The organism is Microbacterium trichothecenolyticum (assembly GCF_030818955.1).
Lineage (GTDB): Bacteria > Actinomycetota > Actinomycetes > Actinomycetales > Microbacteriaceae > Microbacterium > Microbacterium trichothecenolyticum_B.
In genome coordinates, this window is the sequence record NZ_JAUTBF010000001.1 from 1,888,920 (window position 1) to 1,910,643 (window position 21,724).

The following is a 21,724-nucleotide window of genomic DNA, read 5'->3' on the forward strand; positions in this document are numbered from 1 at the left end:
GGATCGCGTCATCAGCGAAGTGGAAGGCTCTGATCGTGCGTTTGTCTGTAGTGGGTTGCGGGTACCTCGGAGCCGTTCACGCGGCGGCCATGGCGTCGATCGGACACGACGTCGTGGGCATCGACGTCGACGAGCGCAAGATCGCCGCTCTGTCCCAGGGCGAGGCTCCGTTCTTCGAGCCCGGCCTGCAGGAGATCCTCACCGCGGGCATCTCGTCCGGGCGCCTGTCCTTCACCACCGACATGTCGGCCGCACAGGGCGCCAAGGTGCACTTCGTCGGTGTGGGCACACCGCAGCAGGCCGGCGGGTACGCCGCTGACCTGACCTACGTGGATGCCGCCGTCGACGCTCTGCTGCCCTACCTCAGCGAGAGCGACATCGTCGCCGGCAAGTCGACGGTCCCCGTCGGCACCGCCGCTCGACTCGCGCCCCGCGTCGCCGAGCGCGGTGCGACGCTGGTGTGGAACCCGGAGTTCCTGCGCGAAGGCTGGGCCGTACAGGACACCGTCGACCCCGACCGTCTCGTGGCCGGCGTCCCCACCGAGAACGGCGCCCCCTCGGCTGAGGGCGAGCGCACCGCGCAGGTGCTGCGCGAGGTCTACCATCCCTCCATCGCCAAGGGCACGCCCTTCATCGTCACCGACTACGCCACCGCCGAGCTGGTGAAGGTCTCGGCCAACGCGTTCCTCGCCACCAAGATCAGCTTCATCAACGCCATCGCCGAGATCGCCGAGGTCACCGGCGCCGACGTCACCACGCTCGCGGATGCCATCGGCCACGACGCCCGCATCGGTCGACGCTTCCTGGGCGCCGGCATCGGCTTCGGCGGCGGCTGCCTGCCCAAGGACATCCGCGCCTTCTCGGCCCGTGCCGAGGAGCTCGGCCGCGGCGAGTCGGTGGCGTTCCTGCGCGAGATCGACGCGATCAACCTGCGCCGCCGCGACCGGGCCGTCGAGCTCACGACCGATGCCCTCGGCGGCAGCGTCTTCGAAAAGAACATCGCGGTGCTGGGCGCCGCGTTCAAGCCGCACAGCGACGACATCCGCGACTCCCCTGCCCTCGACGTCGCGGTGCGCCTGCACGGTCTGGGTGCGCGCGTGACGCTCACCGACCCCGCTGCCATCGAGAACGCCCGTCGCATTCACCCGCAGCTGACCTACGACACCGATCTCGACGCGACGCTGCGCGACGCGGACGCCGTCATCGTCGTCACCGAGTGGGATGAGTACCGCCGCGAGCTCTCGCCCGAACACGCCGCGTCGTTGACCCGCGGACGCGTCATCGTCGACGGACGCAATTGCCTCGACTCGGCGGCGTGGCGCGCCGCAGGCTGGACCTACTTCGGCATGGGACGTCCCTGATCCGATGACGCCAGAGGCGCCCCGTCCGCTCGGCCGGGGCGCCTCTGGCATGTCTGCGGGGCGCTCGTCAACGGTCGCGACAGGCGCAGGGCCACCGGGATAGACCGGAGAACCCCCCGCGAAAGGCCCGCCATGTCGACGACAACAGACAAGCCCGACTCCCCGACCGAGCTGCATAAGCGGTCGTGGAAGTACGTGGTGACGAAAACGGTCCGCGAGTTCGGTTCCGATCAGTGCACCGACATCGCCGCGAGCCTCGTCTACTACGGCGTGCTCGCCCTCTTCCCCGGGCTGATCGCCGTCTTCTCCCTCCTCGGGGTCGTCGGGCAGAGCGACGCCGCCGCCGACACCGTTCTGGGAATCGTCGGAGAGGTCGCGCCGGGCGGAACGACCGACCTGCTCGAAGACCCGGTCCGACAGCTCGCCTCCTCCCCCGCGGCGGGGTTCGCTCTGGTGACCGGGCTCGTGCTGGCCATCTGGTCGGCGTCGGGATACATCCGCGCCTTCGGCCGCGGCATGAACCGCATCTACGAGATCCAGGAGGGACGACCGTTCTACAAGCTGCTGCCGGCGCAGCTGCTGCTCACCGTCGTCACCGTGGTGCTCGTCGCGCTCTCGGCGCTCCTGCTGGTGGTGTCGGGGCCCGTCGCCGAGGCGGTGGGCGAGTCCCTCGGGCTCGGCGACGCCGTGGTCACCACCTGGAACATCGTGAAGTGGCCCGTGCTGCTGGCTGTCGTCGTGGTCATCCTCGCGATCCTGTACTACGGCTCGCCCAATGCGAAGCAGCCGAAGTTCCGATGGATCAGCGTGGGTGCGATCGTGGCCATCGTGATCCTCGCCCTCGCGACGGTGGGGTTCGCCCTCTACGTCGCCAACTTCTCGAACTACGACCGCACCTACGGCTCACTTGCCGGAGTCATCGTGTTCCTGCTGTGGCTATGGATCGCCAACATCGCGATCCTGTTCGGGGCGGAGTTGGATGCCGAGCTCGAGCGCGGTCGGCAGCTGCAGGCCGGCATTCCGGCCGAACGCGATCTGCAGCTCCCCCCGCGGGACACGACGAAGATCGAGAAGGCCCGCGAGAAAGAGGAGAAGGACGTCGCCGAGGGACGCCGCATCCGCGAGACGCGCGGAACCGCGGACTGATCGACACGAGCGGCGTGCAGTGGCCTCGACCTCGCTGCGGTCCGCTCGCGCGCCCTCCCCTGTGGATGACCCCGACACCCTTCCGCATGCGCATGCAAAAATGCCTCATGACCCCGCGAACGACACGATGAGACCGCTTTTGCCTTCGGCGGGAACGACACGATCCCCCAGCACGCTCAATGACCCGGGCGTCCTGGCGGGGTTCGCTCCCACGTGCCGCGCCTGCCTGGTCGCGACCGAGCCCGTCGCGGGTAGAGATGCCGTGTGGTGGCGATGCCCGGTCTGCGCTCTCCCGCGCATCGGCTGACCGACGGCTACGCTGACCCCGTGGCCGCCAGCATCCTGATCTCGATCTCCGCCATCGTCTCGGCGATCCTCGTCGGGTTCGTGGCCCGCCGCGTCCTGGGAACGGCAGTGGGCTGGCCCCGCAGCATCGTGGTCGGGCTGCTGGTCTTCTTCCTCGGGGTCCCCTCCGCGGGATGGACGCTGCGCCAGACGGGTTTCGCCGACAGCGGGGGTCCCGTTCCCGCCCAGGACGCCTGGCTGTGGATCGGCCTCATCGCGCTTTCGCTCGCGTGGGTCTTCGCCCTGGGCGTCGCAACCCTCGTCGCAATCGAGGCGATTTTCCCCACACGTCCGCTGCCCAATCCCATCGACCTCGTCCGTGCGGCACTGCGTCAGCGCAAGCGCACGCGCCGCTACCTGGAGATCCTCACCATTGCCTCGCGCCACGGCGTGGGGTGGCTCTTCCACGGCGGTCACTCTCGCGTCGAGGCCGACCTGAGCACCTCCGAGGAGCGCGCGAACGCGATCGTCGCGACGATCAACGACGCCGGTGTCAGCTTCGTGAAGCTGGGGCAGGTCCTCTCCACTCGCCGCGATCTCATTCCCGAGCCCTACCTCAGCGCGCTCGCCTCTCTGCAGACCAACGCCACCACGTTGCCGTGGGACACCGTCCGCGCGGTCATCGAGGCCGACCTGGGCGCATCGATCGGCGAGGTCTACGCCGACGTCGATCCCGTCCCGCTGGCCGCCGCGTCGGTGGCCCAGGTGCACCGCGCTCATCTGCTCGACGGGACGCCCGTCGTGGTGAAAGTCCAACGCCCCGCCGCCCGCGCGCAGGTCGAGGCGGATGCCGACATCATCGGCCGGCTCGCACACCGCGCCGAGGCACGCACCCGTGTCGGTCGCGACCTTCGCATCGAGTCGGTCGCGCGGGGGTTCACGGCGACGCTCCTGGAGGAGCTGGACTATCGCATCGAGGCCCGCAACACCCGGATGATCCGCTCGACTCTCGACCTCATCGATCGAGCCGAGCCCGACCGGCGGGGTGTCGTCAGCGTGCCCGAGGTGTTCTCTGTGGCATCGGGTCAGCGCGTACTGACGATGGAGCTCGTCGACGGAGCCGCTCTGAGCGACTCGGCGGACCGTCTGGCCGCTCTCAGCGGCGACGAGCGCGACCGCCTCGCCCAGGTCCTCATGTCGACGGTGATCGAGCAGATCCTCGTCTATGGCGTGTTCCATGCCGATCTGCACCCCGGCAATGTCCTGTTGAATGCAGGACGGCACCCTCGGGCTGATCGATTTCGGAGCGGTCGGAATCATCGAGCGCAGCCGCCGGCAGCAGATGACGGCCCTTCTTCTCGCGGCGTTGAGCGAGAACGACGTGGCAGCCACCGACGCGCTTCTGTTGATCGTCGATGCGCCGGACGATGTCGACCTCGAAGCCTTCCGTCACGATGTCGGCATCGTGCTGACCACCGAGCACCTGCGCTCCGGTGGGCAGGGATCGATCTTCACGCGCATGGTCGACGTCATCCGGCAACACCGCATCGCTCTGCCGGGCGAACTCGCCAGCGCCTTCCGCAGCTTCGCGACGCTCGAAGGATGCCTTCGCGTCATCGTCGACGACTTCGACATGGTCGGCCGGGCTCTCCCCCTCATGCCGACCCTCCTGCGGCGCACCGTCTCTCTCAGCCGCATGGCAACCGACCTACAGGCTCAGGGCGTCATCGCCCTGGCCAGACTCGAGCGTATCCCCCGCCGCCTCGATGCCTTGCTGACCGGGATCGAGAAAGGCTCGATCGGCGTCACGCTGCGCAGCGACAACGGCGACGACGTGAGCGGCATCCTGGGCCGGGTCACGGCGGAGGCGGCATCGACCCTGGTCTCGATCGCCGCTGTGGTCATCGCCGTCGTGCTCATCATCGCCGGCGGGGGCCCCGTGCTCGGCGGATCCGTCACGCTTTTCGGAGTGCTCGGGGCGGTCGTCGGGCTTTTCGGCTTCCTCGGGTTGCTGCGCATCGTGCGAAGGACGTTCGGCCGACGCGGCTGACGACACGCCTGCAGCGGGTGAGCGGCCACGCCCGCGAGACGCTAATCTGGGGCGCGCCACCACCTGGTGGACCCCGGGCTCCGAAGGAGTAGTCCCATGGTCATGCTCGTCCTCGTCGTCACCGTTCTCGCCGTGTGGGCGACCGCCTCGCTCGCCGCGGGTATCGGCCTCGGTCGTGTCATGGCGCGCACCGACGCCGAACGGGTGAACGTCGATCGTTCGTCTGCATCGAGCCGCCATCTCACCCCCGCGGGACCCTGACCTCACCCGCCCACCTCGCAGCAGGCGACACACCCCGCGCTTCGTAAGGTGAGGCGTGCGTGCCTTCCCTGTCCCGTCACGATCTCGTGTTCTCGCCGGCGCCGCGGCCGGCGTCTACCTCGTCGTTCTCGGCGCGGTCGTGCTCTGGCCGGTGCACCTCGAGCAGTACCTGGGCTTCGTCTACGAGACCCTCTATGGCGTGGTGCCCACTGCCGCATCGGTCGACATCGATTTCCTCCTCAACATCGTCTTCTTCGTCCCCTTCGGCGTGCTCCTCGCGCGAGTCCTGCCCCGGCGTCCCTGGCTTCTCCTCGCGATCGCGTGGGTCGTCCCGCTTTTGGTCGAGATCGCCCAGGGTGTATTCCTGCCCGGGAGGACGAGCAGTGCGATCGACGTCTTCGCGAACACCCTGGGCGGCATCGGTGGAGCCGTGGCCGTCGGCGCCCGAAGGCGATTCCTCACCCGGCGAAGCACCCGCCGCCACCCCTGACCTCATACGGTCTGAATCGGGTTCGACGTTCTGCTGAACCGCGGCATCGTTCAGGTCGCGAAGGATCCGTCGCGGATGAAGCAGACGCGGGTCGTACTCCCTCCAATCGGGTGCCAGCTCGTTCAGATCTTCGACGACCTGCGCCTTGCCCTGCAGGTACAGCGCGTGCACGCGTCCGATCGTGCGCGGTATCGACCGGCGCCATTCCCTCAGGCGCTCAGGCCCGAGGATCAACCCGACCAGAACACCCACGATGAGCAGCTTGTCGATTCCGATGTCGAACACGTCACTCCCTCCCTTGCACGAGTTGATCCGCCGGAACGGCGCGCTGCGATCTCCGATACTCCCGCCGCGTCGCGGGCAGCAATCCGTGAGCGGGAACGTTCGCGTCGATCCGCGGCAGCGCGTTGACGACGGCCAGGATGGTGGACACGGCGCGAGTAGCCTGACGCTCGAACGTCAACCACACGTCGTCCGGCATGCCGATGGGGTCGACGATGTCGTCGTCATCCGGTCCACCGCGCTCGACGGCGCGGGCACGTGCGGCAGCCTGGACGAGGTCCGGCCACGTCTCGACCCCGCCCCGAAGCGACACGGCCTCGACGCATCGAGCGAATTCTCGCACCGTGAACACCGATGAGATCAGGTCGGGCCGTATGTCCAAGACGACGCGGCGATGTGCGCGCTCCGCGCACAAAACGGTGTCACCGGTCTGCAAGGCCCCTTCGCCCAGGTAGCGCGCGCGATGCTTCTGCAGATCGAGGCCGTAGGTGCGCCCGCGTTCGACGACGCCGTCGACGGCCGGCTCACCCGACCGGGCGGCCGTTCCCGCACTGAGGATCTCTAGTGCGGCACCGCGGCCCGCTGCAAGCCGAGACCGGAGAAGCTCCGCGATGAAAGGGGAACGGATCATGTTGGCCGTGCAGACCACGAGGACGCGGTTGGTGATCATCTCTCGCATCGACTCATCGCGCTTCTCCCTCCGCACGGCGCACCGCCGCACCCGCTCAGTCAATCCCAGAGAACACGGCGGCCGTCCACGCCCTCCGAGCGGGCGGGGACAGGGAGAAGGTGGCGAAATGCGGCTGACGCACGGGTGATGTTCGACTTCGGAAGGACAGCGACCCCGATGGGCACATCGAACATGAAGAGATCGCCCGATCAGTGAAAGGTCCCACAATGGGTATTTTTGGAAACGCTTTCTCGGGGTGGCATCTCATCCTCATCCTGGCCGTCATCATCCTCCTCTTCGGGGCGACGAAGCTGCCCGGCTTGGCGAAGAGCGTCGGCGAATCGGTGCGGATCCTCCGCACCGAGACCGCGGGCGAGAAGAAGCTCAAGGCCGGCGAGCAGCCCGCCGCCGCTGACGCCGACGCCGCCCACCGTCGCGACCCGGGTCCTTCGACGTCGGCGTGAGGAGACCGGCAAGACGAGCTCGAGGAGAGAAGGGGTCGATGCCCCTTCTCTCCCACCTCGCAGAACTTCGTCGGCGAGTAGCGGTCTCTGCCGGTGCCATCGTGCTCGCGGGTATTGCGGGCTTCGCCCTGTCCGACGCCGTCATCGCAGCGGCCGCCGCTCCTCTCGCCCACGTACAGGGGCCTTCGCTCACCGGATTGAACTTCACACGGCTGGGCGAGGCCTTCGATCTCCGCTTCAAGATCGCGATGACCCTCGGGATCGTCTTCTCGGCTCCGGTCTGGATCTACCAGGTCTGGGCCTTCTTGGTTCCCGGCCTGACCTCACGTGAACGCAGGATCGGGATCATCTTCGTCAGCACCGCGGTTCCGCTCTTCTTGGGCGGAGCCTGTTTCGGGTGGATCGTCGTCCCGCAGATCGTGGCCCTGCTTGCTGGATTCGCCCCCGCCGGCTCGACGACGATGCTGACCGCGAGTCAGTACTTCGACTTCCTCATGAAACTCATGATCGGTGTCGGGGTCGCGTTCGTCTCCCCCCTCGGCATCGTCGCTCTCAACGCCGTCGGAGTACTCAGTGCCGCCTCGATCATTCGAGGATGGCGTATCGCTCTGGTCGTCATCATCATCTTCTCGGCGACGGTGACCCCACCCTCCGACATGATGAGCATGGCCCTCATCGCGCTCCCCCTCTGCCTGTTGTACATCGCTTCCGCCGCATGGGCATGGGCCCACGACCGTCGCGCCGCGCGCCGCGCAAGGTCAGTCGACTGAGTCGAGCGACTCACACGCGCTTCGCACATCAGGGTCGTCGAGTAGTCGATGACCGAGCGTGCGCGCCGCGCGAGGCGACAACGCGAGCGAGATGCCGGCGCCTGTTTCGATGACGATCCATACGGCGCTGTCATCGAAGCGGCGCAAGACACCGACCTCGATGTCGGTCTCGAAACCGGGACCCGAGGAACGGCCATCTCGGACGCGACCGACCCACCCGAATCCTTCGCTGCGGTGATCTTCGTCAGCGGGGTCGACGGTCGCTCCGTGGGCTGTCGTACACCACTCGAAGGTGCACCGAGTGCCCCCTCCGACGGTGTCCGTATCTGTCCACCGTTCCATGCCTCACACCTCTCTCATGGGGCCGGACGCACCGGCGACCCGAACATCGGTGGGCACGACAGAAGTGAACCACGAACCGCCGACACCGCCCTCAGCGGCCGGGAGCGAGACCCTCCGGAGGAGCGGGGACGAGGTCCTGCAGCGGGACCCCGAGGACTTCTGCCAGGGCGACCAGGGTCCGCAAGCGTGGGTTTGCAGCCGTTCCCGGGTTGGACTCGCCCTTCTCGAGCTTGCGGTACGTGAAGGTCGCCAAGCCTGCGGCGTGCGCCACTTGCTCCTGCGAGAGCCGCTTCTCCGCGCGGGCGCGGAGGAGCCGCACCCCCAACTCTCTGACGAAATCGTTCCAGGGGTCGGGCGCGTCGGTCATAAGCCCAGCTTGCGGGGGACACCACTCGCACATACACATGTAAACATGCTTCAGTGGTAACGCGATCGAGCTCGGGTCTCCGCCGAGGTAGAGGTGACATGATTCGCCCCTGGGGTGATTACACGGGCGATCGTTTCGGCCGATACGTTCCGCGCGCCGGGAGAACGAACCGGCCGGCTCCCGCTCGGGGTTCCCCTCCCCGTCGATAGCGATCTCCCTCACCCGCGCCGAGGTGACCGCCCCGTGCTCCTCCGCCGGTCGCTGCAGTGGAAGAGTCCGCGAGCCCACGGCCGCTTGCATCCCGGCGCGGCCGTTCGGTGAACATTCCCCGAGCCCGGACTGCGGAGCACATATGAACACTGCCACCTCACTCATGGAGTCACCCCACCCGTCTACGAGGATCACCCCGCGCGAGACGGCGCGACGCCCACCGTGGCAGAGACGATATGCCCGGCTCGTCGCGTGCGTCGACGTCCTCGTCGTCATCGCGGCCGTCGCCGGCACGCAATTGTTCTGGTTGGGACCGCATCCGGTCGACGTCGCGTCCGCCCCCCTCGATTACTCGACGGTATCGGTCGGCGTGTGTACCGCCTGGCTCCTCGCGCTCGCCCTCTGGGGCACCCGGCAGCCCCGCGTCGTCGGTTACGGCGTCAGCGAGTACCGGCTGGTCCTCACCGCATCGACGCAGGTCTTCGGCATCGTGGCCATCGTCGCCTACCTGACCAGCACCGAGCTGTCCCGCGGATACTTCCTGCTGAGCTTGCCCGTCGGGTCCGTGGCCCTCATCATCGGACGCCTCCTCTGCCGTCGATGGCTGGCCGCGAAAAGACGGTCCGGCTCGATGGGAACACGTGTCGTACTGGTGGGCGGGCCAGAGGAGAACGCCCGCGTCGCGACCGAGTTGGCCCGTCAGCCCGGTGCGGGACTCCGGGTCGTCGGCGTCCATACGCTCTCCCGCACGGCATCCGAATCGATGTGGAACGAAAACCAGGCGAACCTGCTCACGGCGCGGCTCCGAGAACTGGATGCGGATAGCGTCCTCGTCTCCGGAGGGACGCTCCTCGATGCGCGAGACATCCGACGCATCGGCTGGAGCCTGGACCCCGGCCGGCAGCACCTGATCGTCGCGGTCAACCTCACCGATGTCGCCGGCCCCCGGCTGCACACCCGCCCGGTGGCCGGGCTGCCGCTGGTACACATCGAGACGCCCCAGTATTCCGCCCGGCAGCGCGTCATGAAGCGGGCGTTCGACATCGTCGGCGCAGGCTCTCTCGTCCTCCTCCTGTCGCCTGTCTTCCTCGTCCTGGCCGCGCTCGTACGGGCGTCGGGACCGGGGCCGATCCTGTACCGCCAGGAGCGGGTCGGTCAGGGAGGCGTCCCCTTCGGGATGCTGAAGTTCCGCTCGATGGTCGACGGCGCAGATGCCCGCCTGCAGGACCTCCTGGCCGCTCAGGGGCGCAACGACACTCCGCTCTTCAAGGTCGAGAACGACCCGCGCATCACCCCCGTGGGCCGAGTGCTGCGGAAGTACTCCCTGGACGAGCTCCCGCAGCTCCTCAACGTCCTCGCCGGCCAGATGAGTCTCGTCGGTCCCCGCCCGCAGCGTGACGCCGAGGTGGAGTTCTACGACGACGACGCGCACCGACGCCTGATCGTGCGGCCCGGTATGAGCGGTCTCTGGCAGGTCAGCGGTCGCTCAGCGCTGGCGTGGGAAGACGCGATCCGCCTCGACCTCTTCTACGTCGAGAACTGGTCCCTCATCGGCGACCTGGTCATCCTCGCCCGCACCTTCAAAGCGGTCGTCGCCCCCGGTTCCACGGCACACTGACGTCGCAACGACGAAGGCGCCGGTCCGCGAGGATCGGCGCCTTCGTCGTTTGGCGTTCAGGAAGGAATCACGTGGAGCTGCGGCGACGTCGCGTCGCGACCTGTCCCCTCGCACCCTCGCCAGTCTGCGACGCTCGGACTTCATTCGTAGCCTCACCCACGGGGGTCGCCGTCGTCCTCCGCTGCGGAAGGGGGCGCAGAGCGCTGACGTTCTCAGCCGGCAGGTCGGCCGACCGGCGTCGCGGAGAGGATTCCGTCCCCGGTGCGTCCGTCGTCGAAACGCCCGATGCGCGCCGCCGCAGGCGCCACCGCGGTTTCCGGCTCGCCTCACGCGAGACGCCGTAGCCGTAATAGCCGCCGTACTGCATCCCGTAGTAATTCGAGTCCGCCCCGCGCAAAGGCACGCGGTTGAGCACGATGCCGAGAATATGGCCACGAGTCTTGGTGATGTTCTGGGTCGCCCGGACCAACATGTCGTCGGTGGTGCGGCCCGCGGTCACGACGACGACCGCTCCATCCGCCCAACTGGCGATCACCGCGGCGTCGGCGACCGCGAGCGTCGGAGGCGAGTCCACGATGACGATCAGGTCCTCTGCGAGTTTGTGAGCCAGCGCCTGCATGCGCTTGGACCCCACCATCTCGCTGGGGTTCGGGGGTGTCCGGCCCGCCGCGACGACGAAGAGTCGACCATGCTCGTCGACCTGGTGCGCGACCTGTTCGATCTGCGCGCGCCCGGCCAACACGTCGGAGAGCCCCACGTCGTCGGAGAATCCGAAGATCCCCCCGAGGACCGGGCGCCGCAGATCCGCGTCGACGAGGATGACCGACTGCCCCGTCGCCGCGATGCTCACGGCGAGGTTCGCAGCGGTGGTGGACTTGCCGTCACCCGGGAGCGGACTGGTGACGACCATGATCCGCGCCGGTCGATCGACGTCGACGTACTGCAGGTTGGTGCGCAGTTCCCGCATCGCCTCCTTGTGCGCGAACGACCCGCGGCCATCGCGGATGTCGTCGAAGGAGAAGACGGCACGTCCGGCGGCCAGATCCTTGTCCACGGGCAGGACGCCGACGACCGACGCATCCACGGCCTGGGTGATATCGCTCGCCGAACGCAGCCGGCGATCGAACGCGCGACGCACCAGCGCGAAGATGACGCCGGCGATCAGACCGGCGACCGCACCGAGCACCACGTTGAGTCGCACGTTCGGCGACGACGGCGCCGTCGGGAGGCGAGCGGAGTCCCCGGCGACCAAGCGCACCGCCCCCTGCGCACCGCTGCCGTGGGACTCCAGCTGATCGACCTGGGTCGTCATCGCCCGGATCCACGCCTCAGCGAGGTCGCGGGCGGATTCGGGGGTCGGTCCCGTGGCATCCACCCGCACGTTGACGGTGTCGATGGGGTTGGAGACCTTGACGCGCTGAACCAGGGCCTCCGGGCTGTCGGAGATTCCCAGGTCCTGTCGAGCGGTGTCGGCGACGCTGCGCCAGTAGCCCATGTCGATGAACGACTTGACCTTCGACAGCGCCAGCTGGTCGCCCGCCAGCGCCGCACCGGTCGACCCGTCAGACGTCACCGCGGCGACGTACCCGCTGGAGTCGGCCGTGTAGACCCGCGGCTGCGTGGCACTCCAGCCGAGACCCGCCAGTCCTCCCAAGATCGTCAGCGCCACGATGGGCTTCCAATAGGCGCGCAAGATGCGCATCACTCGCTGAATGTCCACTCCGGGTCCGCCTTTCGCATGACACGACGGTGGGACCGTCGAGCCGCCCGAAGCATAGGCATACGCGGGCCAGACGGCCGCTCACCGACAACGGCGCCCGAGGCAGGCGAGAACGAGGACACGCCTCACACCGGCGCGAGCGGAGGGGTGATGCGCATGGGGTGAGAAGGGGATGATGACAGGGATGAAACTTGGCATTCCCGCCGAGATCGTCCGTTCATCACCCCCAAGATCATCTCTAAGCGGCCGAGACCTGGCCGCACCGACGAGCCTCCTCCCCTCCGAGGGGAAGCGCGCAGGAGTGGGAGATGACGATGTTGATTGATGTGGACACGCTGCCGGCCGGGGCCCGCGGGGCGCGACGCACCAGCCGTTTCTGGGCACCGAGGCCGGGGGCGATCGCCCACTTGCGGGACGCTCTGGCGAGCGACGTCGTCCTCGTTCGCGGACCCGCAGGGGTGGGCAAGACGTCTCTCCTGCGGCAGTTCGCGACCGCCTTGCACGATGACCTCGACCTGGGCGTCCAGCTCATCGACGGGAGCGTGACCGCGCCCGCGGATCTCGACCGCGTCGCGCGGGCCTTCACCGAAGGTCCCTCGCGCCACGTGCTTCTCGTCGACAACCACATCGAGGGCGTCGGTGTGACGTCGGATGACCTGCTCGACATGCTGCGCGCCGACGCGGAGCTGCGGATCGTCGTCGCCACGCGCTACGCGACCGGCATGGAGAGCCCCCTCGTCGCACTCGAGTTCGACGTGCACGTCGTGGCTCCCAACCATCTCCGCATGACGAGAGACGAACTGGCCCTCGTCCTCGAACTCAACGGGGTCGAAACCACCGAGGCCGCCACCGACGAGCTCGCCGAACACACCCACGGGTGGCCGGCTCTCGGCCAGCTCGCGAGTGCGCGATTGCGACTCGAGGGCATGCCGCTGCGCACCCGCGACGAGGCGATCGCCGTGGCCGACTACGCGAGTGAAGCGCTGACCACCGACATGGAGGAACGCCTCGGCATCCCTGTCACCGACGAGGTCCGCCTGCTCGCTGTCGCCCCGTTCATCAACGCGGCCCTCGCCGACGCCATGGGGATCGACTCTCGCACCGGCTCGACAGCCGAGCTGCTCACGCAGCTTCAGCGAGCCGGATTCGTGTGGCCGAGTTCGACACGGCTCGTGCTCGCCGAACCCATCCGGGAGCACTGGCTGCGCGATATCTCGGCCCGCGAGCCCGAGTTGGTGGCATCGGCCCGGGTCCGCCTGCTCGATCACCTCGTGTCCGCCGGCGAGTCCTTGCTCGCCGCCCAACTCGCGGCGGACGCCGACCAGTGGCAGACCCTGGCGTCGGTGCTGCGCACCTCCGCCCCGGAGATCTGGGCACGAGACGAGCACTCCTTCTCGCACTTGCTCGCACGTCTGCGAACGAGTGCGCAGACCGCCCCTCTCCCTGTCGAAGTGCTGCTCACCCTCGACCCCGAGACGGCGCAGTCGCCGGAGACCCCGGGACTCGTGGTCGGCGCGTTGAGCCGCCTTCCCGACGCCAAGACGGCCGCCGTGGGCAATCTCGAGGCGCTCACGCTACGCGTGAGCCTGTTGCGCGCGGCCGGGCGATTCGCGCTGGCCACCGAGTCCGCGTCGCTCCTGGTCGACAATCTGCGACGCAACCGGGATCACGAGCCGATCGCGGCTGCCGAAGGGTGGTATCAAGCGGGGATGACGGCGTTCGCGATGGGCCGCCTCCGCGACGCGGCGCAGTTGTTGCGCCAAGCCGAAAGCCTCGCGCCACCGGCACGTCGGATCCGCGCGCGGGGAGCGATCGCCGTCATCGCGCTCCTCGAGGGCGATGTCCGAGGAGCTGCGAGCATTGTCGAGGAGGACCTCGACGACAGTTGGCTGTCGTCCCCCTGGGGAGAGGGGCTTCGCATCGCGCAGGCGTGGCTCCGACTGGAAGGCGGAGACGCGGCATCCGCACGCACCCTTCTCGACGCGATCCCCTCCACCCACGGGGCCCGCGAGCTCTGGCCGTATGCAGCGTCGATCCATGCCCTCGCCTTCCTGCTCTCGGGGGCGGCGTCCGACGCCTTGGGGCTGCTGCGCACGTGGGCGGTCCGGGCGCGCAGTACCCCACCGTCGCACTACCAGTCGACGCAGCTGCTGACCGCGCGTGCCAAGGTTCTCATCGCCTTGCGACAGGCGAGGAAAGCGCTCGCGCTCTTCGAAGGCCCCTTCGCGCTGTCGCCCGCGACGGCTCCGGCGATCGCGTTGTCACAGCTGTACGCCGGGCGCACGCACGATGCCTTCGTCATGAGCGTCAAATGGGGACTGCATCACGAGCCGGCTCCTCGCGCCGCCCTCGAGAGCCTCGTCGTCAGTGTGGTTGCAGACGTCCGGCTCAATGGCGTGACGGCGCACCGAACGGCTGCCCAACGCGCGGAGTCGCTCAGCCTGCGACACGACCTGTGGAGCCCGTGGAGCGCGGTGGCGCCGGAGGATCGGGCCCTGGTGCTGCAGATGCTGTCGCCGGCGGCCCGCGAACGCGTGACCGAGCTCTGCTCCTTCTTCGCGTCTTCGGTCAGTGTCCCGCACCTGACCAAGCGCGAACAGGTCGTCCTCGCTCACCTGACTCCGACATCGACCATCGCCGACATCGCCCGTGTTCTCGTGGTGTCACCGAACACCGTCAAGACGCAGTTGCAGAGTCTCTACCGCAAGCTCGAGGTGTCGGACAGGTCGAGTGCGATCCGGGCCGCTCACGCGTGGGGGCTGATCGAGACGGAGCCGGAGGCCTGATCACCGCTTGCGACGTCGCCCGCGCCCGATGAGGACGCGGGCGACGAACAGCACCACGAACACCAGCACGACTCCCGGCACGGACAACGGCACGCCCGCGCCTTTCAGGACCGACAGCACGATGACCACGGCGAGCAGCGGGGCCACCCATGTCGCGATCTGGCGGATTCGTCGGCGGTTCACGCGACTACGCTAACCGCTCGCGAGGTCTCCGCTGTCGGCCGCCGCAACGGACCCGCTGGAGCGGGCCGAGGTGAAGAGCGAGCGCTGATCGGATGCCACCTGCAAGCCGAAGATGCCGAACCACGCGATCGCGAGGGTCGCCGCTGTGAACTCGAGATTGCCACCGAGCACCGTGTCGCCGCGGAAGAGCGACAGCATGGCACCGGTGAACGAGGTGGCGCCGACGGCGGTGAGAGTGATGATGCTCCCGACCCTCATCCAGGGCCGGCGCCGCAAGACGGCCACCTGCGCCATCGCCACGATGGCCAAGACGAACCCGAGAACCGCGAACGAGATGTGCACGAGATCCTGAGGCCGCGCACCCGACGTGAAGGGAACGGGGCACCCGGGAGAGCAGGTGACGACGGAGGCCACACCGAAACACAAGCCGCAGATGAGCAAGGTCGTGGCGACCGGCCACCCGGTGACGTAGCCCGCGCCGTGTGTCACCAGGGCACGGTCGACGAGCATCGCGGCGATCGCGAGCAGCAGGAGAGCCAGGTTGAACAGCGGCGCCGTGGCCATGCCGGTCGCGCCCAGCTGACTGACGTACTGCACGCTGGGGTCGAGGAGACGGCAGACCCAGATGAGCGCCGCGCTGACGAAGGCAGCAGATCCGCCTGCGACCGCCAACGTGGCGGACCGAGGCCGCCTCGTCGATAAACTGCCCGGCGTCGACCGATCGACGGTCTCTGTCATCGACTCCTCCAGGCGCATCGGGGCCCGGCCACACTATCGCCTCCGCGGCTTCGCTCTCGCTGTCGAGGTGATCTGTCGTGTAGGTCGGGTGATTTCGGCCACTGCCGGTCGGTCCCCGGCGAACGGATGCCTGATGCTGGTGACCGCGGGCAGAGCGAGATCGTCGCCTGCGAGCCGGGGGGCCGCATTGCTGGATGTCCTCGCTCTGCCCGCACCTTCCTCGCCCGGCGATCAGGGTGGACGAAGCCGGTTGCACATCCCGGCGAGACGCGCTCCGCTTCGCCCACGGTCGCCCACGAAACCGGGCCATCGCTCGGGTGAAAAATCGTCGAATCGCGACCGCCACGCAGAACCCCGTGCCATTGTCGGGATCGAGCGGTCGCCGAGTTGTTCTCCCCCAAGATCCAAACTCTTCCAGAGCGATCGCTCTCAGATGCGCGGTCTCACCGCCCACGGCACCCGGTCGGCGAGACCGCGCATCCCCTTTGAACCTCCCTCACGACATCGGCAGACGGCACGCCGATGCGGTTGAATCGGAGGGTGCCCAGACCCGGCACGACACCCCGAGGAGGACCGCGTGACCGACGACAGCGCCGACCACGAGCACCACACCGTCGATCGCTCCGAGCAGCAGATGGCGGGATCCGATTCCCCCCTCGACGCGCTCCTGCAATCAGCGGAAGACGGCAGCGACGGAGCGCCGATCTTCCCGGTCGGCTTCCGCGGGTACGATCGCGACGCGGTCGACGAAGCCGTGCGCGAGTTCGGCGACCGTTTGCGGCGCGCCACACAAGACGCCCACGACGCCAAGCTCCGCGCGGAGGCGATGTTCGCGCAGCAACGGGCGGAGCACGACGACGAGCTCGCCGAGATCGCCCGTCGCCACGCCGACGAGAGCGGCGAGTTGCAGAACCGACTGCGAGAGGCGTCGGCTCGTGCCGCCGAGGCGGAGACCCAGGTGTCCGCGCTGTCGAGCGAGTTCGCCGCACGCGGCGGAGAAGAGGCCGACTCGGTGCAGAGTCGCCAGCAGTTCGATGCGATCCTCCGCGTCGCCGAAGAGCAGGCCACCGTCCTCGTGCAGAACGCCGTGGGGCAAGCGGAGCGTCTCCTGGCCAGTGCCCACGATGAGGCGGCCTCCATCCGAGAAGAGGCGGTGGCCGAGCAGACACGTCTGCGTGCCGAGGCGCAGCACGACGCCGACCAGGTACGACTCCGCATCGAGACCGAGTCGACCGCGCACGCCGCTCGCCTCGAACGCGAAGGCGCGCATGCCGCCGAACGCGTGGCGCAGGCCGAACGCGAGGCCGTCGCCATCCGCACGGAGGCGGAGAAGGGCGCGGCGGCTCTGCGATCCATGGTGTCGCGCGAAACGGGAGAACTGCGGGCGAAGGCCGAGCGCGATGTACGCGAGATGACCGCACGGGTGCTCGAGTTCGAAGAGTCCCTCACACGACGCCAAGACGAAGCGCAGCAGGAGTTCCTCGTGCTGCACGATCAAGCCGTCGCTCACGCCGAGCGGATCACCTCCGATGCCAGCGAACAGGTCGCCTCGGCACTCGAGCACGCCCGTCGCATCAGCGCACGCGCAGACGACTACGAACGTCTCGCACGGGCACAGGCGCAACAGGTCGAGGCCGACGCGCACCTGCGAGCAAGAGAGATCCTCGACGGTTCGCGAGAAAAGGCGCAACGCATCGCCGACACCATCACGACGCACGCGGCGACCGTTCTGCGTGACGCGGAGGATCGCACGCGGGATCTGCGTTGGCAGCAGCAGCAGATGGGCAGCTTCATGGCCGAGATGCACGAGTTGCTGCGCGCTGTTCCGCGGGGCGGCGCGACAGGTCTCGACCTCGGCGACGACAAGACCTCGACCGCCGAGACACCGACCGAGGCGCGGGAGACGATTGAGGAGCACGTCGCGCACGACGAGGAGGCCAGCGTCTCCGCCCCAGACAGCGACGACCGCGGCTGATTCCGGCCCCGCCGGGGGGCATCGGGACTAGCGTGGACGACATGCGTTCCGTCCACCTCGGGCCCTCCAGCATCCCCGTTCCCGCCGTCGTCGCCGGCATGATGCGAATCGACGGTCGGAGCGACGACGACGTTCGGAGCCTCTACCGAACCGCACGGGATGCGGGCATCGACTACTTCGACCACGCGGACATCTACGCGCGCGCGATGCACTCGGCGGAGCGTCGGTTCGCGGACGCACTACAGCTGAGTAACGCGGAACGGTCGGAGATCATCCTGCAGACCAAGGTGGGGATCGTCCGCGAGGGACCGTATTTCGACTTCTCTTACGACCATCTCGTCACTTCGGTGGAAGAGTCGTTGCGTGCGCTGCGGACGGATTACATCGATGTACTCCTCCTGCACCGCCCGGATGCGCTCGTCGAGCCCGACGAGGTCGCGCGGGCCTTCGACGACCTCGAGACCGCCGGCAAGGTACGCGCCTTCGGTGTCTCGAACCACACTCCGCGCCAGATCGAGCTGCTGCGCACCGCCGTGCGCCAACCCCTCGTGACGAATCAGGTACAGCTGTCCCTCGCGCACGCGCCCTTGATCGCGCAGGGTCTCGCTGCCAACATGCAGGACACGCCCCAGTCGGCCGTCCTCGACGGTGGAGGACTGATCGAGTACTGCCGGATCGAAGGCATCACCTTGCAGGCCTGGTCTCCGCTCCAGGGTGCGGGCGGCCGAGTGTTCCTCGACGACCCCGCCTACGCCGAGCTGAACACGGTGATCGCCGAGATCGCCGACCGTTACGACGTGACTCCCCTGGGGATTGCGGTGGCGTGGATCACTCGCCACCCCGCAGGCATGCAAGTGGTCCTGGGAACGACGACCCCCTCGCGGATCCTCGATGCGGCAGCCGGCTCGGACGTCGACCTCACCCGCGCCGAGTGGTACGCGCTCGTACGCGCGGCCGGTTACATCGTTCCCTGACCCGCCGTCAGTCGCCCTTCCGCCTTCGGCGACCCCGGGCGATGACCACGACCGCACCGATGCCGATGACCACCGCCGCCGCCAAGGGGATCAGCACGAACGCATAGCGGCCGGCCGTGGCCGCGGCGTCGGGCTCCGTCCGTGAGGAGTCGTCGGCGAGCGCGGAGAGATCAGTCCCGGTCGTGACCCGACCGGCGGAGGAGGAGGCGATGGCTCCCCCAACCGCCGCAGTGTCATTCGGGCGCATCGCGGGGGCGACATCGCCGGCGGACGCGGCCGGCACCGTCGCGACGACGGCGATATGCGGCGACGAAGCGGCGTGAGCCGCGACCGGTGCGGAGGCCAGCACGGCGCCCCAGGCGAACGTGGCCAGAGCGAGTGTGGTGATGCGCACGAGGATCCCTTCGACGGTGCGGGACACGATAGCCCGGACCGCGGGGAGACGAACGGCGGTGGACGTCGCCCCGGAAGACCGCTACGCGATTTCGTTAGGCTGTGGGCACGACGCCGAGAGGAGCGCCATGCGATCGATCCGGAGTTTGCGGGGCCCCGCGCTGTGCGCGGCGGCCGCATTCGTGTTCGCGGCGCCGACGCTGTTCCTTCCGGCGGATTCGCCGACAGGAGCGAAGGCCGGGTTCCTCATCGCGGGAACCGTCGTGCTCGTCCTCGGGGCGATCGACATCCGCCGCGACGGGACCACTCGAGCGAACGCACGCCGGTCGGATGCGCCGTCGGCCACCGAAGAATGACGGCCGCGGGCTCCTCGGCGGGCGAAGACGACCGCGGTGGAGTCTTCCCGCATCGCGATCGAGTGCAGGTTCTCCCCCAGGAAGTACGCGACTGAGGGGCACATCGTCGTCCGCACGGGTCCAGACGAGCGGCATGGAGGCCCGGGCGGTGCGCGACGTTGCACGCAGTCAGGCCGCTCGAGCGAGCGACCGTCCCGCGCCCACCGCCCGCGTAGCGGAACGGGTCGGCGCTTCGCTGTCGGATGCGCCGAGATCGATGTCGAGGCTGAGTCCACGTGCGGAGTTGGCGTCGTTGGCCATGCGCTTCAGCAGGTTCTGATCCAGCGTCTCGGGCTGTTCGGACTCGAAGACGAAGCGCAGCGGAATCGAGGGCTGCAGCCAGATGGTGGACCTCCCCGCGGGCTCGTCCGCTCCGTGCACCCAGGACAACGTGAAGCTTTCACCGCGACGCAGCTTGGTCGCGACGACCACTTTGACGTGCGCCAGCAGGCCGTCATCGACGGTGATCGGCTCGGTGGTCGTACCGTAGAAAAGCTTGGCCATGATATTCCCCTCTGATCATTGCTCGATTCAGAACTTACTAGTTAGACTAGCGAATAGACAAGCGAGATATTAGGGACGACATGACCACCACGAACACCGCACCACCCGGGTACTGGCACGGCGACTGCGTCGACGAGGGCCGAGGGGTTCGCGTCGTGGAGGCGATGCGGGGGCACTCCCGCGACGAGACGCCGATACACCGACGCATGCCGTCCCCGATGACGATGGTGCACCTCGAGGAGGTCACCGCGTGAACGCTCGCGTCACCGCCGAGATTGAGCTGCAGGTCGACACGGAGGCCGATGTCGTCCTGTCGATCGCGGCGGCATCCGGCTGGCCCACACGGGAGCGGCTCGTCGTGACGGGAAGCGCCGGGGACGTCGCCGCCACCGAGCACGAAGACCACCACGGCGGGCGCCTTCATCGCGCGCACCTGCCGGTCGGATCCGTGCGGATCTTCTACGAAGCCGAGACCGCTGCACCGACTGCCCCCGCGCCGACGGACGACCTCGACTCCGTGCGCTACCTGCGGCCCAGCCGCTATGTCCCGTTCGACGCCCTGACCACCATCCCCGACATCGACGCGACATCGGACCGGGAGGTGGTGGCGCGCGTGCCGAAGTGGGTCTTCGAGAACCTGTCGTATGTCAGCGGGTCGAGCGGACCCGCCGACACCGCGGCCGACACGCTCACACGCGGCGAGGGCGTCTGCCGTGATTACGCCCACGTGACCATCGCCCTGCTGAGGGCCGCGGGCGTGCCCGCTCGGCTCGTATCGGTCTATGCGCCCGGACTGGAGCCGATGGATTTCCACGCCGTCGTCGAGGCCTTCGTCGACGGGCGCTGGGAGGTCGTGGATGCCACCCGCCTGGCGCCTCGCACGCACTACGTGCGTATCGCGACAGGTCGCGACGCCGCCGACACAGCTTTCCTGACGACGCTGTCCGGCGCGGTGTCACTGAGCTCGGTGGAAGTGTCCGCCGTCGCGACCGAGCCGTTCGTGACCGACGACCACACCGGGACGGTCCTTCTCAAATGAGACCGGAGGTCACTCCGCGACGCGGATGACTTCGGCGATGACGCGCGGATCGGCGAGAACGCGGAAGTGGCCTCCGGTGTCGAGGCGGACGTTGAGCGCGCCCGCCAGTTCACTGCCTTCGGGGATGTGCGGGTCGAACGTGCCGTAGACGGACACGATGCGCGCGTTCGCCGCTGCCGCGGCGTTCAGCGCTCGCATGGTCGCGTCGCCCGAGGCGAAAGCGCGAAGCGACGGTGTGAGCATGAGACGGCTGTACCTCGACCCGCCGAAAGGCGTCGCCACGGCCACCATCGCCCGCACACGATCTCCGGCCGCCCCGAAGGCCATCACGTGCTTGCCGATCAGCCCGCCCTTGCTGTGCGCCACCAGCACGACGTCGTCGAGCCCTCGGTCTGCGAGCAGCTCGGCCACGCGCCGCGCGGACTCCGCGACGGGCCGCCGATTACCGCCGAGCTCTGTGACGACGTGCACAGGATGCCCCCGTTCGTGGAGCACGCTGGCGAGGGGCTCCATGAACCGCCACGTCTCGTAGATGCCGGGCAGGAGCACGATCGGCGTACCGTCACCCTCGGCGAGTGCCGCGGGAGCGCTTGCCCCTGTCAGCGCGCGCACCTGCCCGCGCAGGGCGTACACGTAATCGCAGACCCACCATCCCAGGTCGCGGACGCCGATGCGGATCGCCGAGAACACCATGGCCCCAT

The 21,724-nt window shown here is 68.4% G+C and carries 22 protein-coding genes and 1 pseudogene; 15 read left to right on the top strand and 8 right to left on the bottom strand.

Annotated elements, in window-relative coordinates:
* The first annotated feature begins 35 nt into the window (after positions 1–35).
* From QE412_RS09025 to QE412_RS09050, 6 genes and pseudogenes are all read left to right on the top strand, one after another.
* Positions 36–1,361, top strand: a complete 1,326-nt coding sequence (locus QE412_RS09025) for a UDP-glucose dehydrogenase family protein (protein ID WP_307482524.1) — start codon at positions 36–38, stop codon at positions 1,359–1,361.
* A gap of 132 nt (positions 1,362–1,493) precedes the next feature.
* Positions 1,494–2,507: a YihY/virulence factor BrkB family protein gene (locus QE412_RS09030; protein WP_307482527.1), complete on the top strand. Its 1,014-nt coding sequence runs from the start codon at positions 1,494–1,496 to the stop codon at positions 2,505–2,507.
* A gap of 273 nt (positions 2,508–2,780) precedes the next feature.
* Positions 2,781–4,007, top strand: a pseudogene (locus QE412_RS17720) (ABC1 kinase family protein); the annotation flags it as partial.
* 55 nt (positions 4,008–4,062) lie between these two features.
* The gene (locus QE412_RS09040; protein WP_307482533.1) at positions 4,063–4,842 is read left to right on the top strand and encodes a hypothetical protein; all 780 of its coding nucleotides are present in this window, start codon (positions 4,063–4,065) and stop codon (positions 4,840–4,842) included.
* A 96-nt stretch (positions 4,843–4,938) separates the two neighbouring features.
* Complete coding sequence (locus QE412_RS09045) at positions 4,939–5,103, top strand: hypothetical protein (RefSeq protein ID WP_307482535.1); 165 nt, start codon at positions 4,939–4,941, stop codon at positions 5,101–5,103.
* A gap of 55 nt (positions 5,104–5,158) precedes the next feature.
* Entirely contained in the window at positions 5,159–5,593 is a 435-nt protein-coding gene (locus QE412_RS09050; RefSeq protein ID WP_307482538.1) for a VanZ family protein, read from the top strand.
* A 286-nt stretch (positions 5,594–5,879) separates the two neighbouring features.
* Here the strand turns inward: QE412_RS09050 and QE412_RS09055 are convergent, their stop codons facing one another.
* Positions 5,880–6,545 carry an arsenate reductase/protein-tyrosine-phosphatase family protein gene (locus tag QE412_RS09055; protein ID WP_307482541.1) on the bottom strand — a complete coding sequence of 222 codons (666 nt, stop codon included), beginning with the start codon at positions 6,543–6,545 and terminating at the stop codon, positions 5,880–5,882.
* 227 nt (positions 6,546–6,772) lie between these two features.
* On the opposite strand from QE412_RS09055, the gene QE412_RS09060 reads away from it, so the two are divergent.
* Both QE412_RS09060 and tatC read left to right on the top strand, forming a co-directional pair.
* Positions 6,773–7,009 carry a twin-arginine translocase TatA/TatE family subunit gene (locus tag QE412_RS09060; protein WP_307482544.1) on the top strand — a complete coding sequence of 79 codons (237 nt, stop codon included), beginning with the start codon at positions 6,773–6,775 and terminating at the stop codon, positions 7,007–7,009.
* Between the two features lie 38 nt (positions 7,010–7,047).
* Complete coding sequence (gene tatC / locus QE412_RS09065) at positions 7,048–7,779, top strand: twin-arginine translocase subunit TatC (protein ID WP_307482547.1); 732 nt, start codon at positions 7,048–7,050, stop codon at positions 7,777–7,779.
* A gap of 433 nt (positions 7,780–8,212) precedes the next feature.
* On the opposite strand, the gene QE412_RS09070 is transcribed toward tatC, so the two are convergent.
* Entirely contained in the window at positions 8,213–8,488 is a 276-nt protein-coding gene (locus QE412_RS09070; protein WP_307482550.1) for a helix-turn-helix domain-containing protein, read from the bottom strand.
* A gap of 352 nt (positions 8,489–8,840) precedes the next feature.
* Here QE412_RS09070 and QE412_RS09075 point away from each other — a divergent pair, with 352 nt between their 5' ends.
* Positions 8,841–10,316: a sugar transferase gene (locus QE412_RS09075; RefSeq protein WP_307482553.1), complete on the top strand. Its 1,476-nt coding sequence runs from the start codon at positions 8,841–8,843 to the stop codon at positions 10,314–10,316.
* 67 nt (positions 10,317–10,383) lie between these two features.
* Here QE412_RS09075 and QE412_RS09080 read toward each other — a convergent pair whose 3' ends face one another.
* Positions 10,384–12,018, bottom strand: a complete 1,635-nt coding sequence (locus tag QE412_RS09080; protein ID WP_307487111.1) for a polysaccharide biosynthesis tyrosine autokinase — start codon at positions 12,016–12,018, stop codon at positions 10,384–10,386.
* Between the two features lie 326 nt (positions 12,019–12,344).
* Here QE412_RS09080 and QE412_RS09085 point away from each other — a divergent pair, with 326 nt between their 5' ends.
* Positions 12,345–14,822, top strand: coding sequence for a LuxR C-terminal-related transcriptional regulator (locus tag QE412_RS09085; protein ID WP_307482555.1), 2,478 nt, complete (start codon positions 12,345–12,347; stop codon positions 14,820–14,822).
* Here the strand turns inward: QE412_RS09085 and QE412_RS09090 are convergent, their stop codons facing one another.
* Positions 14,823–15,005: a hypothetical protein gene (locus QE412_RS09090; RefSeq protein WP_307482559.1), complete on the bottom strand. Its 183-nt coding sequence runs from the start codon at positions 15,003–15,005 to the stop codon at positions 14,823–14,825. It abuts the gene before it with no gap.
* 9 nt (positions 15,006–15,014) lie between these two features.
* Entirely contained in the window at positions 15,015–15,743 is a 729-nt protein-coding gene (locus QE412_RS09095; RefSeq protein ID WP_307482562.1) for a DUF998 domain-containing protein, read from the bottom strand.
* Positions 15,744–16,320: 577 nt separating this feature from the next.
* Between QE412_RS09095 and QE412_RS09100 the strand changes: the two genes are divergently transcribed.
* Entirely contained in the window at positions 16,321–17,718 is a 1,398-nt protein-coding gene (locus QE412_RS09100) for a cell division initiation protein (protein WP_307482564.1), read from the top strand.
* Between the two features lie 41 nt (positions 17,719–17,759).
* Positions 17,760–18,692, top strand: a complete 933-nt coding sequence (locus tag QE412_RS09105; protein ID WP_307482567.1) for an aldo/keto reductase — start codon at positions 17,760–17,762, stop codon at positions 18,690–18,692.
* A gap of 7 nt (positions 18,693–18,699) precedes the next feature.
* Here QE412_RS09105 and QE412_RS09110 read toward each other — a convergent pair whose 3' ends face one another.
* The gene (locus QE412_RS09110) at positions 18,700–19,086 is read right to left on the bottom strand and encodes a hypothetical protein (protein ID WP_307482570.1); all 387 of its coding nucleotides are present in this window, start codon (positions 19,084–19,086) and stop codon (positions 18,700–18,702) included.
* A gap of 127 nt (positions 19,087–19,213) precedes the next feature.
* Here QE412_RS09110 and QE412_RS09115 point away from each other — a divergent pair, with 127 nt between their 5' ends.
* The gene (locus tag QE412_RS09115; protein WP_307482573.1) at positions 19,214–19,441 is read left to right on the top strand and encodes a hypothetical protein; all 228 of its coding nucleotides are present in this window, start codon (positions 19,214–19,216) and stop codon (positions 19,439–19,441) included.
* A 168-nt stretch (positions 19,442–19,609) separates the two neighbouring features.
* On the opposite strand, the gene QE412_RS09120 is transcribed toward QE412_RS09115, so the two are convergent.
* Positions 19,610–19,984, bottom strand: a complete 375-nt coding sequence (locus QE412_RS09120; RefSeq protein ID WP_307482576.1) for a DUF7882 family protein — start codon at positions 19,982–19,984, stop codon at positions 19,610–19,612.
* A gap of 80 nt (positions 19,985–20,064) precedes the next feature.
* On the opposite strand from QE412_RS09120, the gene QE412_RS09125 reads away from it, so the two are divergent.
* Together QE412_RS09125 and QE412_RS09130 are read left to right on the top strand one after the other, a co-directional pair.
* On the top strand, positions 20,065–20,238 hold the full coding sequence (locus tag QE412_RS09125) for a hypothetical protein (protein ID WP_307482579.1): 174 nt from the start codon (positions 20,065–20,067) through the stop codon (positions 20,236–20,238).
* Entirely contained in the window at positions 20,235–21,023 is a 789-nt protein-coding gene (locus QE412_RS09130; protein ID WP_307482581.1) for a transglutaminase-like domain-containing protein, read from the top strand. Before QE412_RS09125 ends, QE412_RS09130 begins: the two co-directional genes overlap by 4 nt.
* 9 nt (positions 21,024–21,032) lie before the next feature.
* Here the strand turns inward: QE412_RS09130 and QE412_RS09135 are convergent, their stop codons facing one another.
* Positions 21,033–21,716, bottom strand: coding sequence for an esterase/lipase family protein (locus tag QE412_RS09135; protein ID WP_307482583.1), 684 nt, complete (start codon positions 21,714–21,716; stop codon positions 21,033–21,035).
* Between the last annotated feature and the right edge of the window lie 8 nt (positions 21,717–21,724).

Bases quoted from the DNA above. Each gene is read 5' to 3' on its own strand.
- QE412_RS09085 (WP_307482555.1), top strand. From the start codon at position 12,345: ATGACGATGTTGATTGATGTGGACACGCTGCCGGCCGGGGCCCGCGGG.
- QE412_RS09135 (WP_307482583.1), bottom strand. From the start codon at position 21,716: ATGGTGTTCTCGGCGATCCGCATCGGCGTCCGCGACCTGGGATGGTGG.
- QE412_RS09070 (WP_307482550.1), bottom strand. From the start codon at position 8,488: ATGACCGACGCGCCCGACCCCTGGAACGATTTCGTCAGAGAGTTGGGG.
- QE412_RS09095 (WP_307482562.1), bottom strand. From the start codon at position 15,743: ATGACAGAGACCGTCGATCGGTCGACGCCGGGCAGTTTATCGACGAGG.
- QE412_RS09040 (WP_307482533.1), top strand. From the start codon at position 4,063: ATGCAGGACGGCACCCTCGGGCTGATCGATTTCGGAGCGGTCGGAATC.
- QE412_RS09125 (WP_307482579.1), top strand. From the start codon at position 20,065: ATGACCACCACGAACACCGCACCACCCGGGTACTGGCACGGCGACTGC.
- QE412_RS09120 (WP_307482576.1), bottom strand. From the start codon at position 19,984: ATGGCCAAGCTTTTCTACGGTACGACCACCGAGCCGATCACCGTCGAT.
- QE412_RS09030 (WP_307482527.1), top strand. From the start codon at position 1,494: ATGTCGACGACAACAGACAAGCCCGACTCCCCGACCGAGCTGCATAAG.
- QE412_RS09115 (WP_307482573.1), top strand. From the start codon at position 19,214: ATGCGATCGATCCGGAGTTTGCGGGGCCCCGCGCTGTGCGCGGCGGCC.
- QE412_RS09075 (WP_307482553.1), top strand. From the start codon at position 8,841: ATGAACACTGCCACCTCACTCATGGAGTCACCCCACCCGTCTACGAGG.
- QE412_RS09080 (WP_307487111.1), bottom strand. From the start codon at position 12,018: ATGCGCATCTTGCGCGCCTATTGGAAGCCCATCGTGGCGCTGACGATC.
- QE412_RS09045 (WP_307482535.1), top strand. From the start codon at position 4,939: ATGGTCATGCTCGTCCTCGTCGTCACCGTTCTCGCCGTGTGGGCGACC.
- QE412_RS09060 (WP_307482544.1), top strand. From the start codon at position 6,773: ATGGGTATTTTTGGAAACGCTTTCTCGGGGTGGCATCTCATCCTCATC.
- QE412_RS09105 (WP_307482567.1), top strand. From the start codon at position 17,760: ATGCGTTCCGTCCACCTCGGGCCCTCCAGCATCCCCGTTCCCGCCGTC.
- QE412_RS09055 (WP_307482541.1), bottom strand. From the start codon at position 6,545: ATGATCACCAACCGCGTCCTCGTGGTCTGCACGGCCAACATGATCCGT.
- tatC (WP_307482547.1), top strand. From the start codon at position 7,048: ATGCCCCTTCTCTCCCACCTCGCAGAACTTCGTCGGCGAGTAGCGGTC.